The 19984-nt window shown below is 62.5% G+C and carries 19 protein-coding genes; 6 read left to right on the top strand and 13 right to left on the bottom strand.

Translation table 11 applies throughout. The annotated features are described in order from the left end of the window. Positions 1-14: 14 nt before the first annotated feature. Entirely contained in the window at positions 15-1055 is a 1041-nt protein-coding gene (locus tag CQ019_RS11470) for an isopenicillin N synthase family oxygenase (RefSeq protein WP_105569742.1), read from the bottom strand. 259 nt (positions 1056-1314) lie between these two features. Here CQ019_RS11470 and CQ019_RS11465 point away from each other — a divergent pair, with 259 nt between their 5' ends. Next, entirely contained in the window at positions 1315-1614 is a 300-nt protein-coding gene (locus CQ019_RS11465) for a type II toxin-antitoxin system VapB family antitoxin (protein ID WP_181148438.1), read from the top strand. An 81-nt stretch (positions 1615-1695) separates the two neighbouring features. Next, positions 1696-2328, top strand: a complete 633-nt coding sequence (locus CQ019_RS11460; RefSeq protein WP_105569740.1) for a LytR C-terminal domain-containing protein — start codon at positions 1696-1698, stop codon at positions 2326-2328. A 51-nt stretch (positions 2329-2379) separates the two neighbouring features. Here the strand turns inward: CQ019_RS11460 and CQ019_RS11455 are convergent, their stop codons facing one another. After that, the gene (locus tag CQ019_RS11455) at positions 2380-3036 is read right to left on the bottom strand and encodes a DsbA family protein (RefSeq protein WP_105569739.1); all 657 of its coding nucleotides are present in this window, start codon (positions 3034-3036) and stop codon (positions 2380-2382) included. 90 nt (positions 3037-3126) lie between these two features. Between CQ019_RS11455 and CQ019_RS11450 the strand changes: the two genes are divergently transcribed. Then, positions 3127-3783, top strand: a complete 657-nt coding sequence (locus CQ019_RS11450) for a YoaK family protein (RefSeq protein ID WP_105569738.1) — start codon at positions 3127-3129, stop codon at positions 3781-3783. Between the two features lie 61 nt (positions 3784-3844). Here CQ019_RS11450 and CQ019_RS11445 read toward each other — a convergent pair whose 3' ends face one another. Then, positions 3845-5173, bottom strand: coding sequence for an amino acid permease (locus tag CQ019_RS11445; protein ID WP_258134013.1), 1329 nt, complete (start codon positions 5171-5173; stop codon positions 3845-3847). Positions 5174-5421: 248 nt separating this feature from the next. Here CQ019_RS11445 and CQ019_RS11440 point away from each other — a divergent pair, with 248 nt between their 5' ends. Further along, complete coding sequence (locus tag CQ019_RS11440) at positions 5422-5994, top strand: histidine phosphatase family protein (protein ID WP_105569736.1); 573 nt, start codon at positions 5422-5424, stop codon at positions 5992-5994. Here CQ019_RS11440 and CQ019_RS11435 read toward each other — a convergent pair whose 3' ends face one another. The 6 genes from CQ019_RS11435 to CQ019_RS11410 all read right to left on the bottom strand — a co-directional run bounded on the left by CQ019_RS11435 (position 5995) and on the right by CQ019_RS11410 (position 12403). After that, the gene (locus CQ019_RS11435) at positions 5995-7032 is read right to left on the bottom strand and encodes an alpha/beta hydrolase (protein WP_105569735.1); all 1038 of its coding nucleotides are present in this window, start codon (positions 7030-7032) and stop codon (positions 5995-5997) included. A 146-nt stretch (positions 7033-7178) separates the two neighbouring features. Further along, on the bottom strand, positions 7179-7580 hold the full coding sequence (locus tag CQ019_RS11430) for a hypothetical protein (protein WP_105569734.1): 402 nt from the start codon (positions 7578-7580) through the stop codon (positions 7179-7181). 339 nt (positions 7581-7919) lie between these two features. Continuing rightward, entirely contained in the window at positions 7920-9557 is a 1638-nt protein-coding gene (gene aceB / locus CQ019_RS11425) for a malate synthase A (protein WP_105569733.1), read from the bottom strand. A 78-nt stretch (positions 9558-9635) separates the two neighbouring features. Further along, positions 9636-10937: an isocitrate lyase gene (aceA, locus tag CQ019_RS11420; protein ID WP_105569732.1), complete on the bottom strand. Its 1302-nt coding sequence runs from the start codon at positions 10935-10937 to the stop codon at positions 9636-9638. A 311-nt stretch (positions 10938-11248) separates the two neighbouring features. Next, positions 11249-11851: a HutD family protein gene (locus tag CQ019_RS11415; RefSeq protein ID WP_105569731.1), complete on the bottom strand. Its 603-nt coding sequence runs from the start codon at positions 11849-11851 to the stop codon at positions 11249-11251. 9 nt (positions 11852-11860) lie between these two features. Beyond that, positions 11861-12403, bottom strand: a complete 543-nt coding sequence (locus CQ019_RS11410; RefSeq protein WP_258133568.1) for a thymidylate kinase — start codon at positions 12401-12403, stop codon at positions 11861-11863. 389 nt (positions 12404-12792) lie between these two features. Here CQ019_RS11410 and CQ019_RS11405 point away from each other — a divergent pair, with 389 nt between their 5' ends. Together CQ019_RS11405 and CQ019_RS11400 are read left to right on the top strand one after the other, a co-directional pair. Then, the gene (locus CQ019_RS11405; protein WP_374954790.1) at positions 12793-14280 is read left to right on the top strand and encodes a helix-turn-helix domain-containing protein; all 1488 of its coding nucleotides are present in this window, start codon (positions 12793-12795) and stop codon (positions 14278-14280) included. A 13-nt stretch (positions 14281-14293) separates the two neighbouring features. Beyond that, complete coding sequence (locus tag CQ019_RS11400) at positions 14294-15016, top strand: ATP-binding cassette domain-containing protein (protein ID WP_105553486.1); 723 nt, start codon at positions 14294-14296, stop codon at positions 15014-15016. Positions 15017-15175: 159 nt separating this feature from the next. Here the strand turns inward: CQ019_RS11400 and CQ019_RS11395 are convergent, their stop codons facing one another. The 4 genes from CQ019_RS11395 to CQ019_RS11380 all read right to left on the bottom strand — a co-directional run bounded on the left by CQ019_RS11395 (position 15176) and on the right by CQ019_RS11380 (position 19929). Next, entirely contained in the window at positions 15176-15838 is a 663-nt protein-coding gene (locus CQ019_RS11395) for an alpha/beta family hydrolase (protein ID WP_105553485.1), read from the bottom strand. A 96-nt stretch (positions 15839-15934) separates the two neighbouring features. Further along, entirely contained in the window at positions 15935-16849 is a 915-nt protein-coding gene (locus CQ019_RS11390) for a hypothetical protein (RefSeq protein WP_105553484.1), read from the bottom strand. 77 nt (positions 16850-16926) lie between these two features. Then, complete coding sequence (locus CQ019_RS11385) at positions 16927-17277, bottom strand: VOC family protein (protein ID WP_105553483.1); 351 nt, start codon at positions 17275-17277, stop codon at positions 16927-16929. A gap of 99 nt (positions 17278-17376) precedes the next feature. Next, a complete protein-coding gene (locus CQ019_RS11380; protein WP_105553482.1) occupies positions 17377-19929 on the bottom strand; it encodes an ATP-dependent Clp protease ATP-binding subunit in 2553 nt (850 codons plus the stop codon). Between the last annotated feature and the right edge of the window lie 55 nt (positions 19930-19984).

The raw sequence follows: 19984 nt of genomic DNA, 5'->3' as shown, positions 1-19984 counted from the left end.
GGTTAGGCCGGCGGCTAGGCGCTGGTTTTTTTGTTGCTCAGTTCCGGGTAGTGAATGGCAGCGGTTTGCGGGTGAGCGCGCAGCCAGCCCTTGAGCACGTTCGCACCGTAAGAGGCGAGCATCGCATTATGCGGATCATCCGATACGCCGCGCGCTACGGCAGCGAGTTCCGCCGGAAGCTGCACCTTGTCGACCACCGCGTCCAGGCGCGGGGAGTAGAAAAACGGCACCGAGTAGCGGTCGACGCCAGCTGGCGGGGCGACCACTCGGTGGATGGTGGCCATCAGATAGCCGTCGGTGGCCACTTCGAGCATCTCGCCGAGGTTTACCACCAGCGCGCCCGGGGTCGGCGGCACCGAGATCCATTCCTCCTGGCCGTAGGGCTGCACCTGCAGTCCGCCCACCTGGTCCTGAAGCAGCAAGGTCACGAAGCCGTAGTCCGCATGCAGACCCACGCCCTGGTTGCCGGCGTCGGGTACGACGTCGCCGGAAACATAGTGCACCAGCTTGCCCATCCATGACGGGGTGTCGGCGAATGGCTCGTCGAAGTGGTCTTCGGGCAGGCCCAGACCCACGGCGATGGCCGCGAGCAGCTCGTGGCCGGTCTGGTTCATCAGCTCGGCCCACGCTAAGGCGCGTTCCTCAAGCTGCGGGAAATCTGCCGGGAACTGGTTGGGGCCCTGCAGGTTCAAATAAGGCTTGTCGGCAGGCACCTCGGACAGGGTCTCGCGCTCCGGTCCGTAGTCGATCTGCTCGCGGGCATCGGCTCGGCCGCGGGTGATTTCGGTGCCCATGCGGGTGTAGCCGCGGAACTGGGCGCTGTTGCGGTTATCGAGCTTGATCTTCTCAGCGACGGGCTTCTTGAAGAACTCGGCAATCGTATCCAGCAGTTCCTGGTCTTGGTTCGCCTGCGAGGCGTAGCCAACGATCTGGAAGAACCCTACGCGGTGCGCGGCATCGCGCAGCGCTGCCACGAAGGCTTCGTTGAAGCTTCCGTCGGCGTTGCGTGAGGTAGAGATGTCGAGGACTGGGATCTCGGTGACTACGTTGTTCATACACCTAGACTGCACCCAAAAACTCAATTGTTACTAGCGTCCGTTACGCCGGGTTCCTCCAAGTTTCTCCCGTCGTAACAATCCTTGCTTTTTGCTTCATAGAGGCGCAAGCTACGCGATGGCGAATCTTCCGAGGGGTTTACGCCGGGTGTTCACGGTACTGCCCGTCACCTGTTCACGCGCTGGGCGTCCGCGATGAATAATGCGCCCCAACGCCTGGGAATGTGTTTTTGCCGGCGGGTTTCCATATGCTTGGAAGGTGATCTTCCGAGCCGTTGGCGCTTCGCGCCCTTACCCAGAGCATCAATTAACTACCTCTCGGCAGTGGAGCGAAATTCCGCCGCAGCAGGTGAAGCTCGACGAATTGGTGACCACGAAAACGGTGCTCGATTTGGAGGCGCTGCTTTCGGAAGACTCGACCTTCTACGGAGATCTTTTCCCCCACGTGGTGCGTTGGCAATCGGTGCTGTATTTGGAGGACGGGCTGCATCGGGCGCTGCGCTCGGCCTTGCACCATCGATCGGTGCTGCACGCAAGGGTGTTGGATTTAGACGCCTAACGGGTAGGCTCGGATCAAGATAGCCTCAGGGCGCAGGCCGAAAGGTGCGCAGGCCGAAAGGTGCGCAGGGAAGGTAGGCCAATGACCGAGCCGAAGGATCGTCGCGATCCAAGCAGTTGGCATGGGCAGCATATCGTCAGCGAGTCCGAGCTGGCCTTCCAATCGGATCTGCAGGCCAAGAAGCGCCGCCGCACCCGGCAGAACGTGGTGTTCTCCGTGATGGCATCGCTCGTTGTGCTCGGTTTTGTGGCCGCGGTGCTGATTTTTACCGGCAATTGGCCGCTGGCCGAGGAACCGGCGGAGGAGGCGGTGGCCGATACGCCGGTCACCATCGAAAATCCGGTATGCCCCGACGTTGAGTTCAAGGTGCAGGATCCAGCCTCGGTGCAGGTCCGGGTGCTGAATACCACCGGAGAATCGGGGCTGGCGGGGGCGACCGCAGAAACGCTCAAGGAGCGCGGCTTCACCATCACCTCGATCACCGAATCAGCGAGCGACTACGCAAACGAGGTGGGTGCGGTGATCGCCGGACCCAAGGGGTACGCCCAGGCGCTGAGCGTTCAGCGCCAGCTGCCCGGGGCGGTGTTCGTCTTCGACAAGGAGCGCCGTGATGCGCGCATCGACCTGGAGGTCGGGGCGAAGTTCGAGGGGCTGGAGAAGGAACGCAAGCTCAATGACGCCCCCGGAAAGCTGCACTGCGCCGAGTCTAAATAGCGGCGGCGAAGATCTCCGGGGGCTGTCGTTGCGCTCAGCCGGTGCGCGAAGCTAGTTCACCGCTCCGGCATGCACCTGGGTCAGCGCATTGGTGAAGGCCTCGGCCGGTTGCGCCCCGGAGATCCCGTATTTGCCGTCGATGACGAAGAACGGCACTCCGCTGATGCCCAGCTGGCGGGCCTGGGCGATATCCGCGTTTACTTCCTCGGTGTAGGCCGTCGAGCCGAGGGTCTCCTGCACTTCTGCCTCGTCGAGTCCCACCTCGGCCGCAAGCGTGGCCAGCACCTGGCGGTCGCCGGTGTCCAGGCCGCGTTCGAAGTGCGCCGAAAGCAGCGTCTCCTTCAGCTCGCTGCCCTTGCCCGCGGACTTTGCGTGCTCCAGCAGGCGCAGCGCGGTGAAGGAGTTCGCCGGGCGCAGCGCGTCGAAGTTGTAGTTCAGTCCTTCGCCGGCCGCCTGTTCGGTGACATGCGCCAGCATCCCCTTGACCTGCTCGGGATCCATGCCCTTGACCTCGGAGAGGTACTGCACCTCGTCGCCGTCGTAGCGCTCCGGAAGGGTGGGGTCCAGCTGGTAGGCGTGCCAGAAGACGTCGACGTTCTCGGAGAATTCGAACTGTTCTACGCCCTTTTCGAAGCGGCGCTTGCCAATGAAGCACCAGGGGCAGGCGATATCGGACCAGATGTCCACACGGACTCGTTTTTCACTCATGCAAGCTTCAACAATTAGCCGCTGCGCAACATTCCCGCCGCGGCGATGGCAAGATGGAATATGCAGAACCTATGCACCGTCAGGAGGACGATGGCCAAGTCGTTGAGCTATAAGGGCATTATTTTTGCCGGCGGAATCACCATGATGGCGGGCTTCGTCGACGGGGTGGGCTTCTTGCACTTCTCCGGTTATTTCCTCTCCTTCATGTCCGGGAACTCCACCAGATCCTCCGCGGCCCTGGCCACCGGAGACGCGAGCGGATGGTGGTTGGCCATGGGATTTGTGGCGAGCTTTGTCTTGGGAGTCATGCTCGCAACCCTGTTTTCCGCCCGGGCCACGCGCTACCGGCGGCCCCGGGTGATGTATCTATCCGCCACCCTGCTGCTGGGCGCGGCCGTGCTGGGTGCGGCGGGAAATGTGCTGACCGCCTGCCTGCTGGCCGCAGCCATGGGCGCGGTCAACGTCAGCTACACGCGCTCCGGGGAGGTTTCGCTGGGGCTGACCTATATGACCGGCACCCTGGTGAAACTCGGCCAGCATCTGGCCGGGGCGCTGTCCGGGGCGAACCGTGCGCTGTGGGTGCCCTACGCGATCCTGTGGGCGATGATCACCCTCGGCTCGGTCTGCGGGGCTTTCGCCTATCTGCTACTGGGATTGGGCGCCCTGTGGTTGGCGGCCGGGGGCATGCTGGCCTGGGCCAGCCTGGGGCTGTGGCGCGAGCGCCGGTTGGATAGCACCGCCCTTTAAACCATGCTGCCCCCGCGGACCGGGGCGGTCCGCGGGGGCAGCATGTGGCGTGCTCCGGAAGTTATTTGCTGGAAACCAGCTCGGCTTGCGGGGAACGGACCAGGAACTTGTAGGCCACCGCGAGCAGCACCAGCCAGCCGGCGCCCGCGTAGAGCGCAATGCGGGTCTCGGCGCTCAAGGCCAGCAGCACAACCACGAAGGCCATGAACACCAGCGCGATCCAGGCGCTGGCGGTGCCCCCGGGAACCGCGAATTCGCGGTCCACCACGACGCCGGACTTCTCCTGGCGGCGCATGGCCAGGTAGGAGGCGAGGATCATGATCCACACCCAGACGGTGGCGAAGGTCGCGATCGAGGCGATGATCATGAACAGCGATTCGGGCAGCAGGGCGTTGAGCAGCACGCCGACCAGCAGCACGATGGACATGATCAGCACCGTCATCCACGGCACCCCGTGGCGTGAGATCTTCGCGAAGGAAGCCGGCGCGTGGCCCTCGCGGGACATCGCGAACATCATCCGCCCGGCGCCGAAGGTGTCCGCGTTGATCGCCGACACCGCGGCGGTGATGACAACCGCGTTGAGCACGTGGGCGGCCGCCGGGATGCCCAGCGCGTCGAAGATCTGCACAAACGGCGAGGCCGAACCGTCGATCTGGCGCCAGTCGAAGAGCATCATCACGATCGCCAGCGAGGCCACGTAGAACAGCAGGATGCGCCAGGGCACGGTGTTGATCGCCGCGGGCACCGACTTGCCCGGATCCTCCGCTTCGCCGGCGGTGATGCCGATGGTTTCGATGCCGCCGAAGGCGAACATCACCACGGCGAAGGACAGCAGCAGTCCCATGAAGCCGTTGGGGAACAGCGTGCCGGCGCTCATCAGCGTGGCAAAGCCGGTGGCCGTTTCGGCGTCCGGGGCGTTGAAGCCGAAGAGGATCAGCGCCGCGCCGCCGATGATCATCGCGATGATCGCGGTGACCTTGATGACCGCCAACCAGAATTCGGTTTCGCCGAAGACCTTGACCTTCATCAGGTTGATCGCGGCGATCAGCAGCACCACGGCCAGCACCCAGATCCACTGCGGCACCTGCGGGAACCAGAAGCGCATGTAGATGCCGAAGGCGGTGACGTCGGCGATCGCCACGATCGCCATCTCGAAGGTGAACGTCCACCCGGTGACGAACCCGGCGAAGCGGCCCAGGTAGCGCGAGGCATAGTGGGCGAAGGATCCGGAGACCGGATGCTTGACGGCCATCTCGCCCATGGCGCGCATGACGATGAAAACCGCCGCGCCGCCGATCATGTAGGCGAAGAGCACGGCCGGGCCGGCTGCCTGGATGGCGGCGGAGGAACCGTAGAACAATCCGGTGCCGATGGCCGAGCCGAGGGCCATGAAGCGGATGTGGCGGGCCGTGAGCCCGCGGGCGAGGGACGCCTTGATATCGGTCACGATGAAATACTCGGATCTACTTTGAGGTGCATGCGATCTGCGGCCGGAGACTTGAAGGTTCAAGCCAGCCGCTGCCTCAAGCATCTTACGTGCTGCCGGAGGCGCGGCGGGGCGCTTTGTGGCGAAGCTCTAGCGTGAGATAGCTCATCCGCAGGGGGCAGGCACCGGGTGCCCGGTGGCAGAATGGCCCTATGGAACTCGGATTTATCAGGCATGGACAGACCCGCTGGAACCTCGAAGGCCGATTGCAGGGAAGCAGCGATATCGCCTTGAACGACACCGGGCGCGGGCAGGCCCGCGAGGCGGTGGCGGTGCTCGGCGCCGGACGCTGGGACGCGATCGTCTCCTCCCCGCTGAGCCGCGCGCGGGAAACGGCGCAGATTATTGCCGACGGGTTGGGGCTGGAGCTCGGCCCGGCCTACGACCTGCTGATCGAGCGGGACTACGGCGAGGGCGAAGGGGTGCTGGAGACCGAGGCGGCGGAGCGCTGGCCGGGCAAGCTGGGCGGGGGCATCGAAGCGCTGGAATCGGTGGTGGACCGCGGACTGCGCGCGATCGAGCAGATCGCCGCGGACTACCCGGGGCAGAACGTCGCGGTGGTCTGCCACGGCACGATCATCCGCTACACGCTCTCGCATTTCGCCGGCTACAAATTAGATACCATCCGCAACGGCTCGGTGGCGATCCTCGCCCGCCGCGCCGCGGGCTGGGAGCTGGAACTGGTCAACGACCGGGTGCCGCAGCCTCCGGTCACCGCACCGTAGCTAGCCGCCCACGGTGCGCCGCACGCTGCGCGCAAGCGACGAGTCGGCCTGCCGGTTCTTGACCGTGGCCAACCAGGAACCCAGGCGCAGGTAGGCCGCGGAGCGCACCGGCGCGGCGGAGAGGAACACGTCGTGCAGCGCATCGGGCAGCCGCACCAGGTGCAGCTCGCGGCCCAGGTTGATGCTGCGCTGCGCGACCACCTGCACGTTCAGCGCCACATCTGAGCGGGTGGCCGCGTCACTCCAGCGCGGCAGCAGGTAGTCCCGGGCGCTGAGCATCACCAGCACCGGCTGGCGCAGCTCCAACCCCTTTTTCACCTTCGCCTGGGCGGCGAATACCGCGGAGATGAATCCGGTGCTGAGCGTGAATCCGTTGGCCGGACGCCATTGCAGGTCATAGTCCCATTCGCCCTCGAAGCGGTTTGAGACGGTGCGGGTGTAGAAGCCCGGGTCGATGGTTGGCAGGTTCCGGTGCGGATTGCGCCCGCTGGCCACCGCCAGGAGCTTCGCCAGGGCGGTGCGCCCCAACTCGGAGGCCTGGAATTCCAGCCAGGGGCTGTTCAGCGCCAGCGCGTCCACCTTTGCCGGGTGCGCCGCGGCATACAGGGCGGCGCTCAGCCCGCCGGTGGAATGGGCGAGCATCACAAAGCGGGTTCCCGGGTGGGCGCTGGAGATGATCCGGTGCGCCGCATCGAATTCCTCGAAGTAGTCCTCCAGATCGGTGATGAACCCCGGGGTGCTGTCCGCGGTGAGGTTGCGCCCGTAGTTGCGCAGATCCAGCGCGTAGAAGTCGGCTCCCGCGGTGCTCAGGAACTGCGCCAATTCGCGCTGGAAGAAGTAGTCGGACCAGCCGTGCACGTAGAGGATCGCCAGCCCGCGCAAGGGCGGGGCGAATTGCGGCCACGCGGATTTCGAGCGGTGGCGGATCAGCGTCGCGGTTGACCCGTCGGACAGCGGGAGCGTGCGCCGGGCGAAGCCCTCGCCCAGGAGGTCCGCCTCCCAGCGGCCGGCGGCGGGGGAACGAAATTGGAAGGCCATGGAAACATCCTACGGGGCACGAAAAACGACATCCCCCGGATGGGCTGGTTACCATCCGATGAATGCCGTTATTCGTGGCCGTACATTGGTAGCGCTCAGTCCGCTTGCGACGTGGGTCGCCTAGGTGCAGGAAACTTCTTGACGATTCACAGCAACAAGATGAACAACAATGCTGAGACTGCTGAAGCAACCACACAAGCCACCCAAGAGTAGAAAAATCCCGAGTAGCAAACAGTCATGACAACAAATCCGGTGGACCATGATGCGGCTTCTCGAAGAGGCTTGTTGCCTGGAAGTTTCGACTTGAGTACAGCTTCAATGATTCCGGCGACAATCGCAGTCGCAAGCAACGTGCCCATCGCCCAGTAAACGAACCAACCAGCAATATCTTGACGAACTTGTTCCATTCCAAAAATCAAAATTGAACTTCCGATGCCCGCCGAAAGCGGAAGCGAGATGAACACCAAGACTGCAAAGAGAACCAGTATCACCCAGAAAATCGCGATGGCCTTGTTCAAAGGTTTATCGTCGTCGGTAGTTTCAGCCACAAATTCTCCATACCATTTAAAACGTCTAACTTACCATCTGGCTGGTATCAACTCGATGATGATGTTCATGATGACCCACGCCGCGTCCTTCGCAAGGTCATAAGGAATTCCAGCTGCTTGGAACGCGATGATCAACTCATTTTCGGATTTCAATTCCGCTTTGCGAACGAGAAGCGCCAGAGGTCGAGCGGTCAATGCCTAGCATGGCGTGGCAACTACGGGGCACGAAAAACGGCATCCCCCGGATGGGCTGGTTACCATCCGATGAATGCCGCAATTCGTGGCCGTACCGCTTCGCTTGTTGAGTTCAGGCGCGTGCAGCCGAGTTGGTGTCCTGGACTAGCCCGCCATCTCGTAGGCCGGAGCCGGGGTGTCCAGGTAGCGCAGGTAGGCGTTCTTGGTCAGGAAGGTCGGGAAATCGTCGCGCAGCGCGCTGGCCTCGAAGATCTCCACCGCCTGCTCGAAGCGGTCCCCCTCGAAGCGCTCGATCCGCTCCATGGTTTCTTCGGCCAGATCCTGCACCCAGCGGCGGGTGATGATCTCGCCCTCGTCGGTGATGGCCGACTGGTGGATCCACTGCCACAGCTGGGAGCGGGAGATCTCCGCGGTGGCCGCATCCTCCATCAGGTTGCGCAGCGCCACCGCGCCGTTGCCGCGCAGCCAGGACTCGATGTAGCGGATGGCGATCTCGATGTTCTCGCGGATCCCGCGCTCGGTGATCCGGCCCTCCAGGCCTGCCACGTTCAGCAGCTCGCTTTCGGAAACTTCCACGTCCTCGCGGGTCCGAGAGATCTGGTTCGCGTTGGCGCCCAAAACCTCGTCGTACACCTCGCGGGCCACCGGCACCAGGTCCGGGTGGGCCACCCAGGAGCCGTCGAAGCCGTCGTTGGCCTCGCGGGACTTGTCCTCGGAGACCTTCGCGAAGGCGAGCTGGTTGATGGAGGCGTCCTTGCGGCTAGGCACGAAGGCGCTCATTCCGCCGATGGCGCTGGCGCCGCGGCGGTGGCAGGCACGGACCAGCTGCTCGGTGTAGGCGCGCATGAACGGGCTGGTCATGGTCACCAGGTCCCGGTCCGGGAAGACGAAGCGCGGGCCGCGGGAACGGAAGTTCTTGATGATCGAGAAGATGTAGTCCCAGCGTCCGGCGTTCAGCCCGGCCGAGTGCTCGCGCAGCTCGTAGAGGATCTCCTCCATCTCGAAGGCCGCGGTGATGGTCTCGATGAGCACCGTGGCGCGGATGGTGCCGCGATCGATGCCCAGCAGCTGTTGGGCCAGCAGGAACACGTCGTTCCACAGCCGCGCTTCCAGGTGGTTCTCCAGCTTCGGCAGGTAGTAGTAGGCGCCGCGGCCCGAATCGATCAGCCGCTGGGCGTTGTGGAAGAAGTGCAGGCCGAAGTCGACAAAGGCGCCGGCGATCGGCGTCCCGTCGATCAGCAGGTGCTTCTCCGGCAGGTGCAGCCCACGCGGGCGGACCACGATGGTTGGCAGCTGCGACAGCTCGTAGCTGTGCAGCTTGTAGTCCCGGCCGTCCGGGGCGGTGAAGTCGAGCTCGCCGTCCAGCACGCGCAGCAGGTTCACCTGGTTCTTGATCACGTTCTGCCAGGTCGGTGAGCAGGCGTCCTCCATGTCGGCCAGCCACACGTTCGCGCCGGAGTTCAACGCGTTGATCGCCATCTTGCGCTCGATCGGTCCGGTGATCTCCACCCGGCGGTCCTCCAGGCCCGGAGCGATCGGGGCCACCTGCCAGCTTGAATCCTCGCGGATGTGGCGGGTTTCCTCCAGGAACTTCGGGTCCTTGCCATTGGCGATGCGCGCCCGATTCAGCTGGCGGCGCTGCATCAGCTCGGCGCGGCGGCCTTCGAACGCCTGGTGCAGGGCGGCGATGAATTCAAGGGCTTGTGCGGTGAGGATCTGCTCCTGGTAGCGCACTGGGGTAGCGGTGATCTGGATCGGGTTCAGGGAGGTGGGGGTTGGCATGATCTTTTCCTTAAAAGTTTGAGGGCGGTGGGGCCGGCGTCGTTGCCGGCCCCACCGTCCGGACCGCTGGGGTCCGAGTTAGTGGAACTGGCCTTCTTCGGTGGAGCCGACCAGAGCGAGGGTGGAGGCATTGGGGTTCAATGCCGTGGCGATCGCGTCGAAGTAGCCGGTGCCTACTTCGCGCTGGTGCTTGGTTGCGGTGTAGCCGCGGGACTCGGAGGCGAATTCGCGCTCCTGCAGTTCGACATAGGCGCTCATGCCTTCGCGGGCATAGCCCTCGGCCAGGTCGAACATCGAGTGGTTCAGCGCGTGGAAGCCGGCCAGCGTGATGAACTGGAAGCTGAAGCCCATCGCGCCGAGTTCGCGCTGGAACTTGGCGATCGTCGCATCGTCCAGGTGCTTCTTCCAGTTGAAGGAAGGCGAGCAGTTGTAGGAGAGCATCTGATCCGGGAAGTCGGCCTTGACCGATTCGGCGAACTTGCGGGCCATTTCCAGGTCCGGGGTTCCGGTTTCCATCCAGATGAGGTCAGAGTACGGAGCGTAGGCCTTGGCGCGGGCGATGCATGGTTCGATGCCGTTGCGGACCTTATAGAAGCCCTCCGCGGTGCGCTCGCCGGTGATGAACTGCGCATCGCGTTCGTCGACATCCGAGGTGATCAGGGTTGCCGCCTCGGCGTCGGTGCGGGCGATGACCACCGAGGGAGTGCCCGCCACGTCGGCCGCCAGGCGGGCCGCATTCAGCGTGCGGACGTGCTGCTGGGTAGGGATCAGCACCTTGCCGCCGAGGTGGCCGCACTTCTTTTCCGAAGCCAGCTGGTCTTCCCAGTGGACTCCCGAGGCACCGGCGGTGATCATCGACTTCATCAGCTCGTAGGCGTTCAGCGGGCCGCCGAATCCTGCCTCGGCATCTGCGACGATCGGGACCATCCAGTCCTCGACGCTTTGGATGCCCTCGGAGAATTCGATCTCATCTGCACGGAGCAACGCGTTGTTGATGCGGCGTACGACCTGCGGAACCGAGTTGGCCGGGTAGAGCGACTGGTCCGGGTAGGTCTGGCCGGAAATGTTTGCATCCGCGGCGACCTGCCAACCGGAGAGGTAGATGGCCCGCAGGCCGGCCTTGACCTGCTGGACCGCCTGGTTGCCGGTCAACGCACCCAGTGCGTTGGTGTAGCCGCCGGTCGGGGTTTCTTCGGTCAGCTGCTTCCACAGCTTCTCGGAGCCACGCTTGGCCAGGGTGTGCTCTTCCTGAACCCGGCCCTGCAGTTTCACGACGTCGGCTGCGCTGTAGTCGCGGGTGGTCCCGTTCCAGCGTGGGTTGTTCGCCCAATCGTTTTCGATAGTTGCGATGCGGTTGTCGATCGAATTCTGCTCGGTCATTGTTCTGGCCCCTTCGCCCACATGTTGGTGTTCGCCCGAATCGGAGAGATGCGGTGAACTTCTTCGTGACACTTACTTTTCCGTAGATGCAAGGGGGCGAATAGGGGTATTCGAGGGAAAGATTCGCGGTTCTTCGAGAAAGCTGAAAAAAGTAGGTTTCTTCGCATGAATAAGTGAAAAATGGCAGAAATGGTTGATTTGGAGACTTCGTAATCTGAAGAAGTGTTTTTCTTGAGGAATGAGGTGGTGGCGGTTTGGGGTTTTTGGGCGCGTCAAAGGCAGCTAAGCCAGATGTGTGCGATCTATGGCGGTTACGGCAGGTCTAGCGAAACGACGGCCATGAATCCGCGCCCGGAGATCGTCGGTTCGGCCGCATCACCGCCGATGACGGTATCGCGCAGTTCGAGCTTGCGCTCTTCGCCGTGCAGCGTCAGGACGCCGTTGCCCTGCAGCATGATGCCCAGCTGGCCATCGAAGAGGTACTGCTCGCGCTTCTTGGAAAGCTCAACGATGCGCACCGTGCCGCGTACCCGCTCGGGCCGGGTGAGCAGATGCAGAACCAGCAGCTCCTGTGCGGGCTGGCTGGTGGAGACCGGAAGCGTTGCCTCGATTTTCAGCGGGCGCAGCGGTTCCAGGCCTTGCGCCTGCCCGTCGACGTCGAGCTGGAGAAAATCTCCGGCTAGCAGGGTGAGCACCTGCGAGGTCCCCGCGTTGTGGAAGGACCCGGCCTTTTCGATCGAGCGAATCGAAAGTTGCCAGCTGCCCGAATCTTGGGATGCCGCGGTGAGCTGCCCGCCGTCAGTCAATTCACCGGCGCAGATCTGGCGGATCTGGCCCAGCTCCCACTGCTTCTTGCTGCTCTGGGCAAGCGGGGTGATGGAACCTGGCAGGAATTGCTGGGGAGCTTCACTCATGGTTCGAGTTTACTTCTCCAAGAGGGTCATCAGCTCATCGACCACCCGCGCGGTGCTCTGCGTGGCATCGATGACGGGCCAGCCGTGGGTTGCCGCAAGCCGCAGATACTCTGCCCGGCTGGCATGCAAGAAGGCGTAGGTTTCCGAATCCTCGCCGCGCGCAAGGATGCGAGCATGAGCGGTACGCACGTCGACGTCGAGGACGACCACCTGCGCCCGCTGCACGCTGTTCCGGGCCAGCCAAGTCAGGAAGCGTCCGTGCGGCAACTGGCGGATGCTGCGCAGCGCAAGCTGGCAAAAGAGGTGGCGGTCCATCACGGTCACGCCCGGGAACAGCGCGGCTCGCCTAGCGTTCAAGGCGATGTTGCCGGTGCGGATCATCGTCTCCATCGCGTCCTGAAGGGCTATTGGCATAGTGAGCCCGAGCTTTTGTTCCGCACGCGTCAGCCAGCGGCGCCCGGCAGGGTTTGCCAGGCTTTGGGCAGCTTGGCCACGGAGCTCCAAGCTGCGCACCAGTTCGCGGATGGTGGTGGTTTTCCCCGCACCGTCCATGCCCAGAATAATCAGGGCCTGGCAGGAATCCTCGGCGGGGGCTCGAACGGCAGGCGTGATGGGTCTAATGGCAATGGAGGCGATCTTGCGGCTCCCTTCGAATATTGGTGGATGGACAGTGTGCTCGAAACGTATAACGAGTGGCAACGCCGTGGTGATACCAATTTCTGGCTGAAAATTCGATGTGAATCTCATGAAGGCTGCTTGTGCGGGACGCGGTTCAACGGCGGTAACCGGAGTGGCCATCCCAGGCAAGGGCGAAAACAGAACTCAGCGGTGAAAGCGAAGAAGCCGAAAACTTTGGCGCGTAAGCTAACGAAACGACGTTATCGACGCGATTTTTACCGAATTTCTAGAAAAATTACCTGTTCTTCGCTTAGGCTATGAATGTGACTGCACCCACATGGAATCGAAGCTCATCGCAAGAACCGGAAACCGATCAGGGAATTGACGCCGCCCTGGACACGCTCGCGCTCGGCCGGCGGATCCGCCACCTGCGCAAATCCCAGGGGTTGACCCTGGACGACGTTTCAACCTTGGTCGATACGGCGCCGAGCCAGCTGTCGCTGATCGAAAACGGCAAACGCGAACCGAAGCTTTCCCTGCTGAAGTCTCTGGCCAGGGCGTTGCAGGTAGGTGTTGATGATCTACTAGGTGCGGAGCCTCCCACTCGTCGCGCGGCGCTGGAAATCGATTTGGAACGGGCCCAACGCGGCCCGCTCTACGAGGCATTGGGTCTGCCCACGGTGCGGGTCGGCACGCGGTTGCCGATGGACGTGCTGGAATCCCTGGTCGGCCTGCAGCATGAATTGGAGCGCCGGCTCAACGAACAGGCGGCAACTCCCGAGGAAGCTCGTCGAGCCAACACGGCATTGCGCCAAGAGATGCGCCAACGCAACAACTACTACAAGGAAATCGAGCAGGAAGCGGCCAAGGTGCTCGCGGCGGTAGGCCACGACGAAGGCCCGCTCTCGCACCATCGCGCGGCGGATATCGCCGAGCATCTCGGCTTCAGCCTCCGGTTCGTGGGAAATCTCCCGCACTCGACCCGTTCGGTCACGGATCTGAAGAACAAAAGGATCTATCTGACCCAGACCAGCCGCTCCGAGCATGATCCGCGCTCGGTGCTATTGCAGGCGCTGGGCCACTACCTGCTCGGGCATGAGGCACCCACAAGCTATGCGGACTTCCTGGACCAGCGCGTCGCCACAAACTATTTCGCCGCGGCGCTGATGATGCCGGAGAAATCCACCACGGCATTCCTGCGCCGGGCCAAGGCCAACCGGGAACTGGCCATTGAGGATCTGCGTGATGCCTTTGCGGTTTCCTACGAAACCGCGGCGCACCGGTTCACCAATCTCGCCACCGAGCATCTGGGCATGACCTGCCACTTCCAGAAGGTCCACGAATCGGGCATCCTGCACAAGGCCTACGAGAATGACCGGGTGAATTTTCCTGCCGACCATACCGGCGCCATCGAAGGGCAGAGCATCTGCCGCTACTGGACCAGCCGCGTGGTCTTTGACCAGCTGGATAAGTTCCGCTCCTTCGAGCAGTACACGGACACGGTCAACGGGACCTATTGGTGCACCGCGCGGACCGAGCGGCACTCCTCGGGATTGTATTCACTGTCCATAGGCGTTCCCTTTGAGCATGTGAAATGGTTCCGCGGCCGCGACACCAAGGAGCGTTGCCAGTCGACCTGTCCAGATGAAAATTGCTGCAGGCGTCCACCGGCCGAGCTGTCCAGCGAGTGGTTCGGCAACGCATGGCCTTCGACGCGCGCCAACACCCACCTCTTGGCCGCCATGCCAACCGGAGCCTTCCCCGGCGTGGATGAGACCGAGGTCTACCGCTTTTTGCAGCAGCAGAGATAGCCAATAAGTGGCGATGAATCGAAGCGATTTGTTCTTGCCGGTGCGTCGGATCGAGGCAAGCGAGCCGAATGCCGAGTTGCCCGCGCACTGGCCTATGGTGATGCCGCCGGTACGCCAACTTCTGCTCGAAGGCCTGGACCTGGGAGCGGTGACCGTAATGGTGGGGGAGAACGGGGTCGGCAAGTCAACGCTGCTCGAAGCTCTGGCCATCGCGTACGGGTTGAACGCCGAGGGCGGATCCACCGGCGCCATGCATGCCACCCGGGCCTCTGAATCCACCCTCTCGCAGCTGCTGAAACTTCACCGTGGTGCTGCCGCCTCACGCAAGGGGTTCTTTCTGCGTGCCGAAACCATGCACTCTTTCTACACGTACTTGGAGGAATCGAGAGTGGGATCGGCGTTGCATGAGCGCAGCCATGGCGAATCTTTCTTGGACCTCATCGAGGAACGGATCCGGCTCAAAGGGCTGTGGGTCCTCGACGAGCCCGAGTCGGCGCTGTCCCTAACCGGCAGCGTGCAGTTGATCGAGCGGCTGCGCGGGATCGTGGAGCGCGGCTCGCAGGTGCTCATCTCCACCCATTCCCCGGTACTGGCCGCCTTCCCCGGAGCACGAATACTGGAGGTCGGTTCCTGGGGGTTCCGCGAGCGCGAATACGACCACTTGGAACTGGTCAGAAACTGGCGGGAATTCTTCACCGATCCGGACGCTTTCCTCGGCTCGCCGGAGACGGAGTAACCGCGCAGAATTGCTGCACCGATGATGGTGAAACAGATGGTGATCACCGCCGGGGGCTTGGTGATCCAGGGACCGAAACGACTGGGGGTTCTGGCCTTGCCCGAAGGTACACGCAGTCATTCGGATACCGTCTGTTTTTGTGTTGCGATGTGCCAGACATCAGTTCAGGTGCCTTCGAATGAATTTCTCGGTGGCTTCGGTCAATTGTGCGCCATCCTCGGCGACGCTGCGACCGGAACGGGCAACCTTGAATGAATGGTCACCGCCCTCGAACCAGATAAGTTCGCAGTCGGCGTTCAACCCTGCGACTACGCGAGAGATGATTGCCGGGTTCGCGAAGGGATCACGGGTTCCTTCGAGGAAAAGCATCGGTGTGCTCAGCGGGTAGAGATGCTCGTCGCGAAGCTTTTCTTCCTTCTTGGGTGCATGCAAGGGATACCCAAGAAAAATGAGCGCTTCGGTGGGCATGTCCTCGGCAACCGCCAGAGACGCCATTCGCCCGCCGAAGGATTTCCCGGCGGTAAAAACGGGTAGGTCGCCTGTCAGGTGGGTGCCGGCCCATTCTCGGACGTGTTTCCACACCGCTAGGGCAACGGGAGCCTTATTAGGAAACTTCTTCCCGGCGTCCATATAGGGGAAGTTAAAACGCAATACCGATACTCCACGCTGAGCCATTGCTTGGGAAAACCCCGACATGAAGTCGTGGTCTTTGCCCGCTCCAGATCCATGAGCCAGAATCAGAAAAGCGCTGGGATGCTCCGCGTGGTCAACGATGGCGGTGAGGGTTCCGCTTTCCCATGGGATTCTCATTTCCTGGTCCATGCCTTCAAGGCTAAGTCTTGTTGTTCGGTTCCACGAACCGGGTGTTCACCACTTTGGCTCGTATGCGCGGGCCGGGGCCCGTCACTGACCAAACGCCTACTGGGTCCACTCTGATTTGTGTTCGGTACTCGTTTCCTCAGTTCCCTGCACCTTGACGGTGAGAGTTTCCACCTGCTCCGGTCCGTGGGCTTTGCTGTTGATTTTGAGCATCATGTTGCCCGAAACGAAGTCGACGCCGGGTATCGAATCGGTATCGTAGGTGTTCCCCTGCCAGATCCCCGGGGCGAGGGTGACGACTAGCTCGCCAATTGCCGGGGAAGAGACCGAATCGATGTAGGCGTGGGGATCGGTGGGAATGCAGTCGCGATAGGTTTCGATCTTCTTGATGTTCGCCGAGCAGAATGACTCGTAGGTATCATTCATTGCTTCGAGCCACTGCACGTACTTTTCCTCGGCCCAAGCCTCCCGGTCAGCCGGGTCCGCTCCGGTGCGGGCACGCGAGAAGGTGCCCGAATGCTGCTTGTTCTCCGTGGCAAAGGTGACCGATTCGAGCTCCGGGGATTTTTTGCCGATGCTTTCGAACATGATCCGCCCCATAAATCGCAGTTCGTCCGTGGAGACTTCATGGCTTTCGGCCGATCCGTCCTGATTAAAACGGTATGAGTTGTCCAGATGAATGGACAGATGCCCGGGCTTGGGTGAATCCCACGAATTCATGAGCTTGTAGGCACCGAGAAAACCCTTGACCGACTTGATGCCGGAGTTATCCAACCAGGCCTGGATCTTGGAATCGGCCCAGTCCTGTCCGCTAGCGTCTATGCCGCGCGCAGGATCATAGTCTTGCGTCGCTGAGGATTCGGCCGCAGCGGGGCTCGGGCTTGGCGAAGGTGATGACGTCGTGGCCGAAGCCGGAACACCTGCAGTTTCGCCGGGCGGTGGGGTTGCTTGAACCGAGCAACCGGTCAGCGCCAAGGCGGCTAGCGCCGCGGTGAAAACTACGCGCAAGCGCATGAGAACCTCCGGAGACTCGAGTAAATATCAGTCTATCGAAGCAAATTCGCTCAGCAAGTTTCGGTAGTGCGTGTGACTTAGTGTGGGTCGGAAAGGCAGAAGGTAATGCCGAAGGGATCGCGCAGTACGCTCCACCCAAAGCTAGGATCCTCGGTGTGTTCTTCAACCAAGACCGCGCCAGCGGCCACAAAGCCGGCCACGGATTGTTCGCGGTCGCCGTCGGCCTCTAGATCGAGATGCACTCGATTCTTATCAGCGGAGACCGACCCAACCTTCTGGAATCCAAGCCTGGCGCTGAAGCCCGGGGCGGTAAGCATGGTGAACCCCGGGTACTGCCCGGCGTATTCGGCTCCGAGACGTTCCCGCCACCACTCGGCGGCAGCCACTTCGTCTAGGGCATCGAGGGTGATCATGGCGATGTTTGGCATGAGCTCAACCTACCGCGAGCCGGCAGTGGTTTCTAGACTTAAACGAAAAGCAGACCCAACAGATCGCGATGATCTGTTGGGTCTGGCTTTCATGGGGTCTTAGCTGCCGAAGTAGTCCATAACCGGTGCAGCCGGTTCCGCGGCTACGGCCGGAACCTGCTTGGCAACCGAGAGCTGGCCTCCGGCGAAGTCCACCTCGATGGTGTCTCCGGCGGCGACTTCGTCGCCGATCAATAGATCGGCAATGGCGTCTTGCACCTTGCGCTGCACCAGGCGGCGCAACGGGCGGGCACCAAACTCCGGGTCATAGCCCTCGGCTGCCAACCAGGTGATCGCGGCGTCGGTGACGTGGAGCTTGAGTTCCTGCCCCGCCAGGTGCTTGCGAGTCTCATCGAGTACCAGCTTGACGATCTGGGCGATCTCGGATTCGCTGAGCTTGCCGAAGAGCAGTACCTCGTCGAGCCGGTTCAGGAACTCGGGACGCATGAACTCGCGTACCTTGCCCATTACCTTGGCTCGAATTTCGGCCTTCTCGCTGCCGGCATTGATCGAGGTGAAGCCGAAGTTGCCGGCCTTGCTGGCGAGGTGTTCGCCGCCGAGGTTACTGGTCATCAGGATCAGTGTGTTGGAGAAGTCCACGGTGCGTCCGGCGGTATCCGTCAGCCGACCGTCATCCAGTACCTGCAACAGCACGTTGAACACGTCCGGGTGGGCCTTCTCGATCTCGTCGAGCAGGATCACCGAATACGGGTTGCGGCGGACCTTTTCGGTGAGCTGCCCGGGTTCGTCGTGGCCGACGTATCCCGGAGGGGCTCCGATGAGCCGCGAAACCGTGTGCTTCTCTCCGTACTCGCTCATGTCGATGCGCACCAGCGACTCGGAGGAGCCAAAGAGGTTGTTGGCCAGGGCCTTGGCCAGCTCGGTCTTGCCCACACCGGTGGGACCGAGGAACAGGAAGGAACCGATCGGACGCTGTGCCGGGGCCAACCCGGTACGGCTACGGCGTACCGCGCGGGATACCGCGGCCACCGCGTCATGCTGGCCGATGACCGAAGCGTGCAGCTGCTCCTCAAGGGAGGCCAAGCGGGTCTTGTCGTCCCCGTTGATCCGCGAGGTCGGGATGCCGGTAGACCGGGAGATCACCTCGGAAATCTGGGCCTCATCGACGATGCGGGTAACCCCGGAGTCTCCCGCCTGCTCGGCAGCGGCGATGCGTTCGGTAAGTGTTGCGATGTGGTCGCGCCACGCACCGGCATCTTCGAAGCGTTCCTCGCCGACGGCTCGGGCCTTATCGCGATCTGCTTCCACCAGTTCGTTGCGCAGCGCCTGCACGTCTTCGGTACCGCCTGCGGCGATTGACCTGCGGGCACCGGCGATATCGAGCAGGTCGATGGCCTTGTCCGGCAGGCGCCGGTCGGTCAAATAGCGTGCGGACAGCGAGACCGCGGCCTTCAATGCTTCCGGGGTGTACTGCACCTGGTGGTGGTCTTCGTAGGATTCGCGCAACCCGTCGAGGATTGCCAGCGCAACTTCCTGAGAGGGTTCTCCCACGGTGACCTTGCCGAATCGGCGGGCCAGGGCGGAGTCCTTCTCTACCTTGCGGAATTCATCCAGGGTGGTGGCGCCGATCAGGTGCAGCTCGCCGCGGGCCAGGCGTGGCTTGAGGATATTCGCGGCGTCCATATTTCCGGACTCGCCGGAACCTGCACCGACCAAGAGGTGCATTTCATCGATGAATATCAGTGTTTGACCCTCGGCGTCGGCTACCTCTTCGAGCAGGCCGGTCAGCCGCTGTTCGAAGTCACCGCGGTACCGGGTGCCGGAGAGCATGCCGGGCAGGTCGATGGAGATCAGCTGGACGCCACGGATCTGCTCCGGGACTTCATCGGCAACGATGGCACGGGCGAGCCCCTCGGCGATGGCGGTTTTGCCGACGCCTGCCTCACCGATGAGCACCGGGTTGTTCTTGGTTCGACGGGCCAGGATCTCAATGGTCTGGGCCAATTCGTCCTCGCGGCCGATGACCGGGTCGATCTGGCCGTCGGAGGCCAGCGCCGTCAGGTCGGTACCGTAGCGTTCCAGCATAGAGACGTCTTGCTCTTCGCCGGACTCTGCCTCTCCCGTCTGGGCGCGCTGGGCCTGCTCCATGGCTGCCTGCTGCAGGGACTGGCCGGTGATCCCGTGCTGCGCGAGCAGCACGCCCACAGGAGATTCGGGGGAGAAGACAAAGGCGAGGAACAGGTGTTCCGGGTCGATGTAAGTCGAACCGTAATTTCGAGCGACCTGATAGGCATCGAAAAGGCTGCGCTGGGCTGCGGAGGAGAGGCGTGATGGCTTCTCGGTGGCTTCTTCCCGACGTGGCAAGCGTTCGATGGCGTCTTTGGCCAGGGCTTCCAGATCAACGCCCATGGCGCTCAAGTGCTGGCCAGCGGGTTCGGTGCGAAGCAGCGCGACCAGCAGGTGCAGTGCGTCGATTTCTGCATGACCGTTTTCATGTGCGAAGGCAGCCGCGATGGACACTGCTTCGTGGGTGCGCTGCGAGAGCAGGCGGGTAATGTCGATGGGTCGCGCGGCTTGGGTGCGCGAGGAAAGGAACCGGGAGAGGAATTCCTCGAACGAGCCATCTGACGAGGAGCCGAAAAATGCTGGCAAGTGAGCCTCCTAATAGAAACTTGAGTGGTCTATGCTCATGTTCAACGTAATACGA

It is taken from the genome of Arthrobacter sp. MYb229 (assembly GCF_002975405.1).
Taxonomy (GTDB): domain Bacteria; phylum Actinomycetota; class Actinomycetes; order Actinomycetales; family Micrococcaceae; genus Glutamicibacter.
This window is presented reverse-complemented; position numbering and strand designations above follow the sequence as displayed.

Excerpts from the sequence above, each read along its gene's own strand:
- CQ019_RS11470 (WP_105569742.1), bottom strand. The coding sequence starts at position 1,055 with ATGAACAACGTAGTCACCGAGATCCCAGTCCTCGACATCTCTACCTCA.
- aceA (WP_105569732.1), bottom strand. The coding sequence starts at position 10,937 with ATGACCGAGCAGAATTCGATCGACAACCGCATCGCAACTATCGAAAAC.
- CQ019_RS11415 (WP_105569731.1), bottom strand. The coding sequence starts at position 11,851 with ATGAGTGAAGCTCCCCAGCAATTCCTGCCAGGTTCCATCACCCCGCTT.
- CQ019_RS11385 (WP_105553483.1), bottom strand. The coding sequence starts at position 17,277 with ATGCCAAACATCGCCATGATCACCCTCGATGCCCTAGACGAAGTGGCT.
- CQ019_RS11400 (WP_105553486.1), top strand. The coding sequence starts at position 14,294 with ATGAATCGAAGCGATTTGTTCTTGCCGGTGCGTCGGATCGAGGCAAGC.
- CQ019_RS11450 (WP_105569738.1), top strand. The coding sequence starts at position 3,127 with ATGGCCAAGTCGTTGAGCTATAAGGGCATTATTTTTGCCGGCGGAATC.
- CQ019_RS11460 (WP_105569740.1), top strand. The coding sequence starts at position 1,696 with ATGACCGAGCCGAAGGATCGTCGCGATCCAAGCAGTTGGCATGGGCAG.
- CQ019_RS11435 (WP_105569735.1), bottom strand. The coding sequence starts at position 7,032 with ATGGCCTTCCAATTTCGTTCCCCCGCCGCCGGCCGCTGGGAGGCGGAC.
- CQ019_RS11455 (WP_105569739.1), bottom strand. The coding sequence starts at position 3,036 with ATGAGTGAAAAACGAGTCCGTGTGGACATCTGGTCCGATATCGCCTGC.
- CQ019_RS11440 (WP_105569736.1), top strand. The coding sequence starts at position 5,422 with ATGGAACTCGGATTTATCAGGCATGGACAGACCCGCTGGAACCTCGAA.
- CQ019_RS11410 (WP_258133568.1), bottom strand. The coding sequence starts at position 12,403 with ATGGACGGTGCGGGGAAAACCACCACCATCCGCGAACTGGTGCGCAGC.
- CQ019_RS11395 (WP_105553485.1), bottom strand. The coding sequence starts at position 15,838 with ATGGACCAGGAAATGAGAATCCCATGGGAAAGCGGAACCCTCACCGCC.
- CQ019_RS11390 (WP_105553484.1), bottom strand. The coding sequence starts at position 16,849 with ATGCGCTTGCGCGTAGTTTTCACCGCGGCGCTAGCCGCCTTGGCGCTG.
- CQ019_RS11445 (WP_258134013.1), bottom strand. The coding sequence starts at position 5,173 with ATGGCCCTCGGCTCGGCCATCGGCACCGGATTGTTCTACGGTTCCTCC.
- aceB (WP_105569733.1), bottom strand. The coding sequence starts at position 9,557 with ATGCCAACCCCCACCTCCCTGAACCCGATCCAGATCACCGCTACCCCA.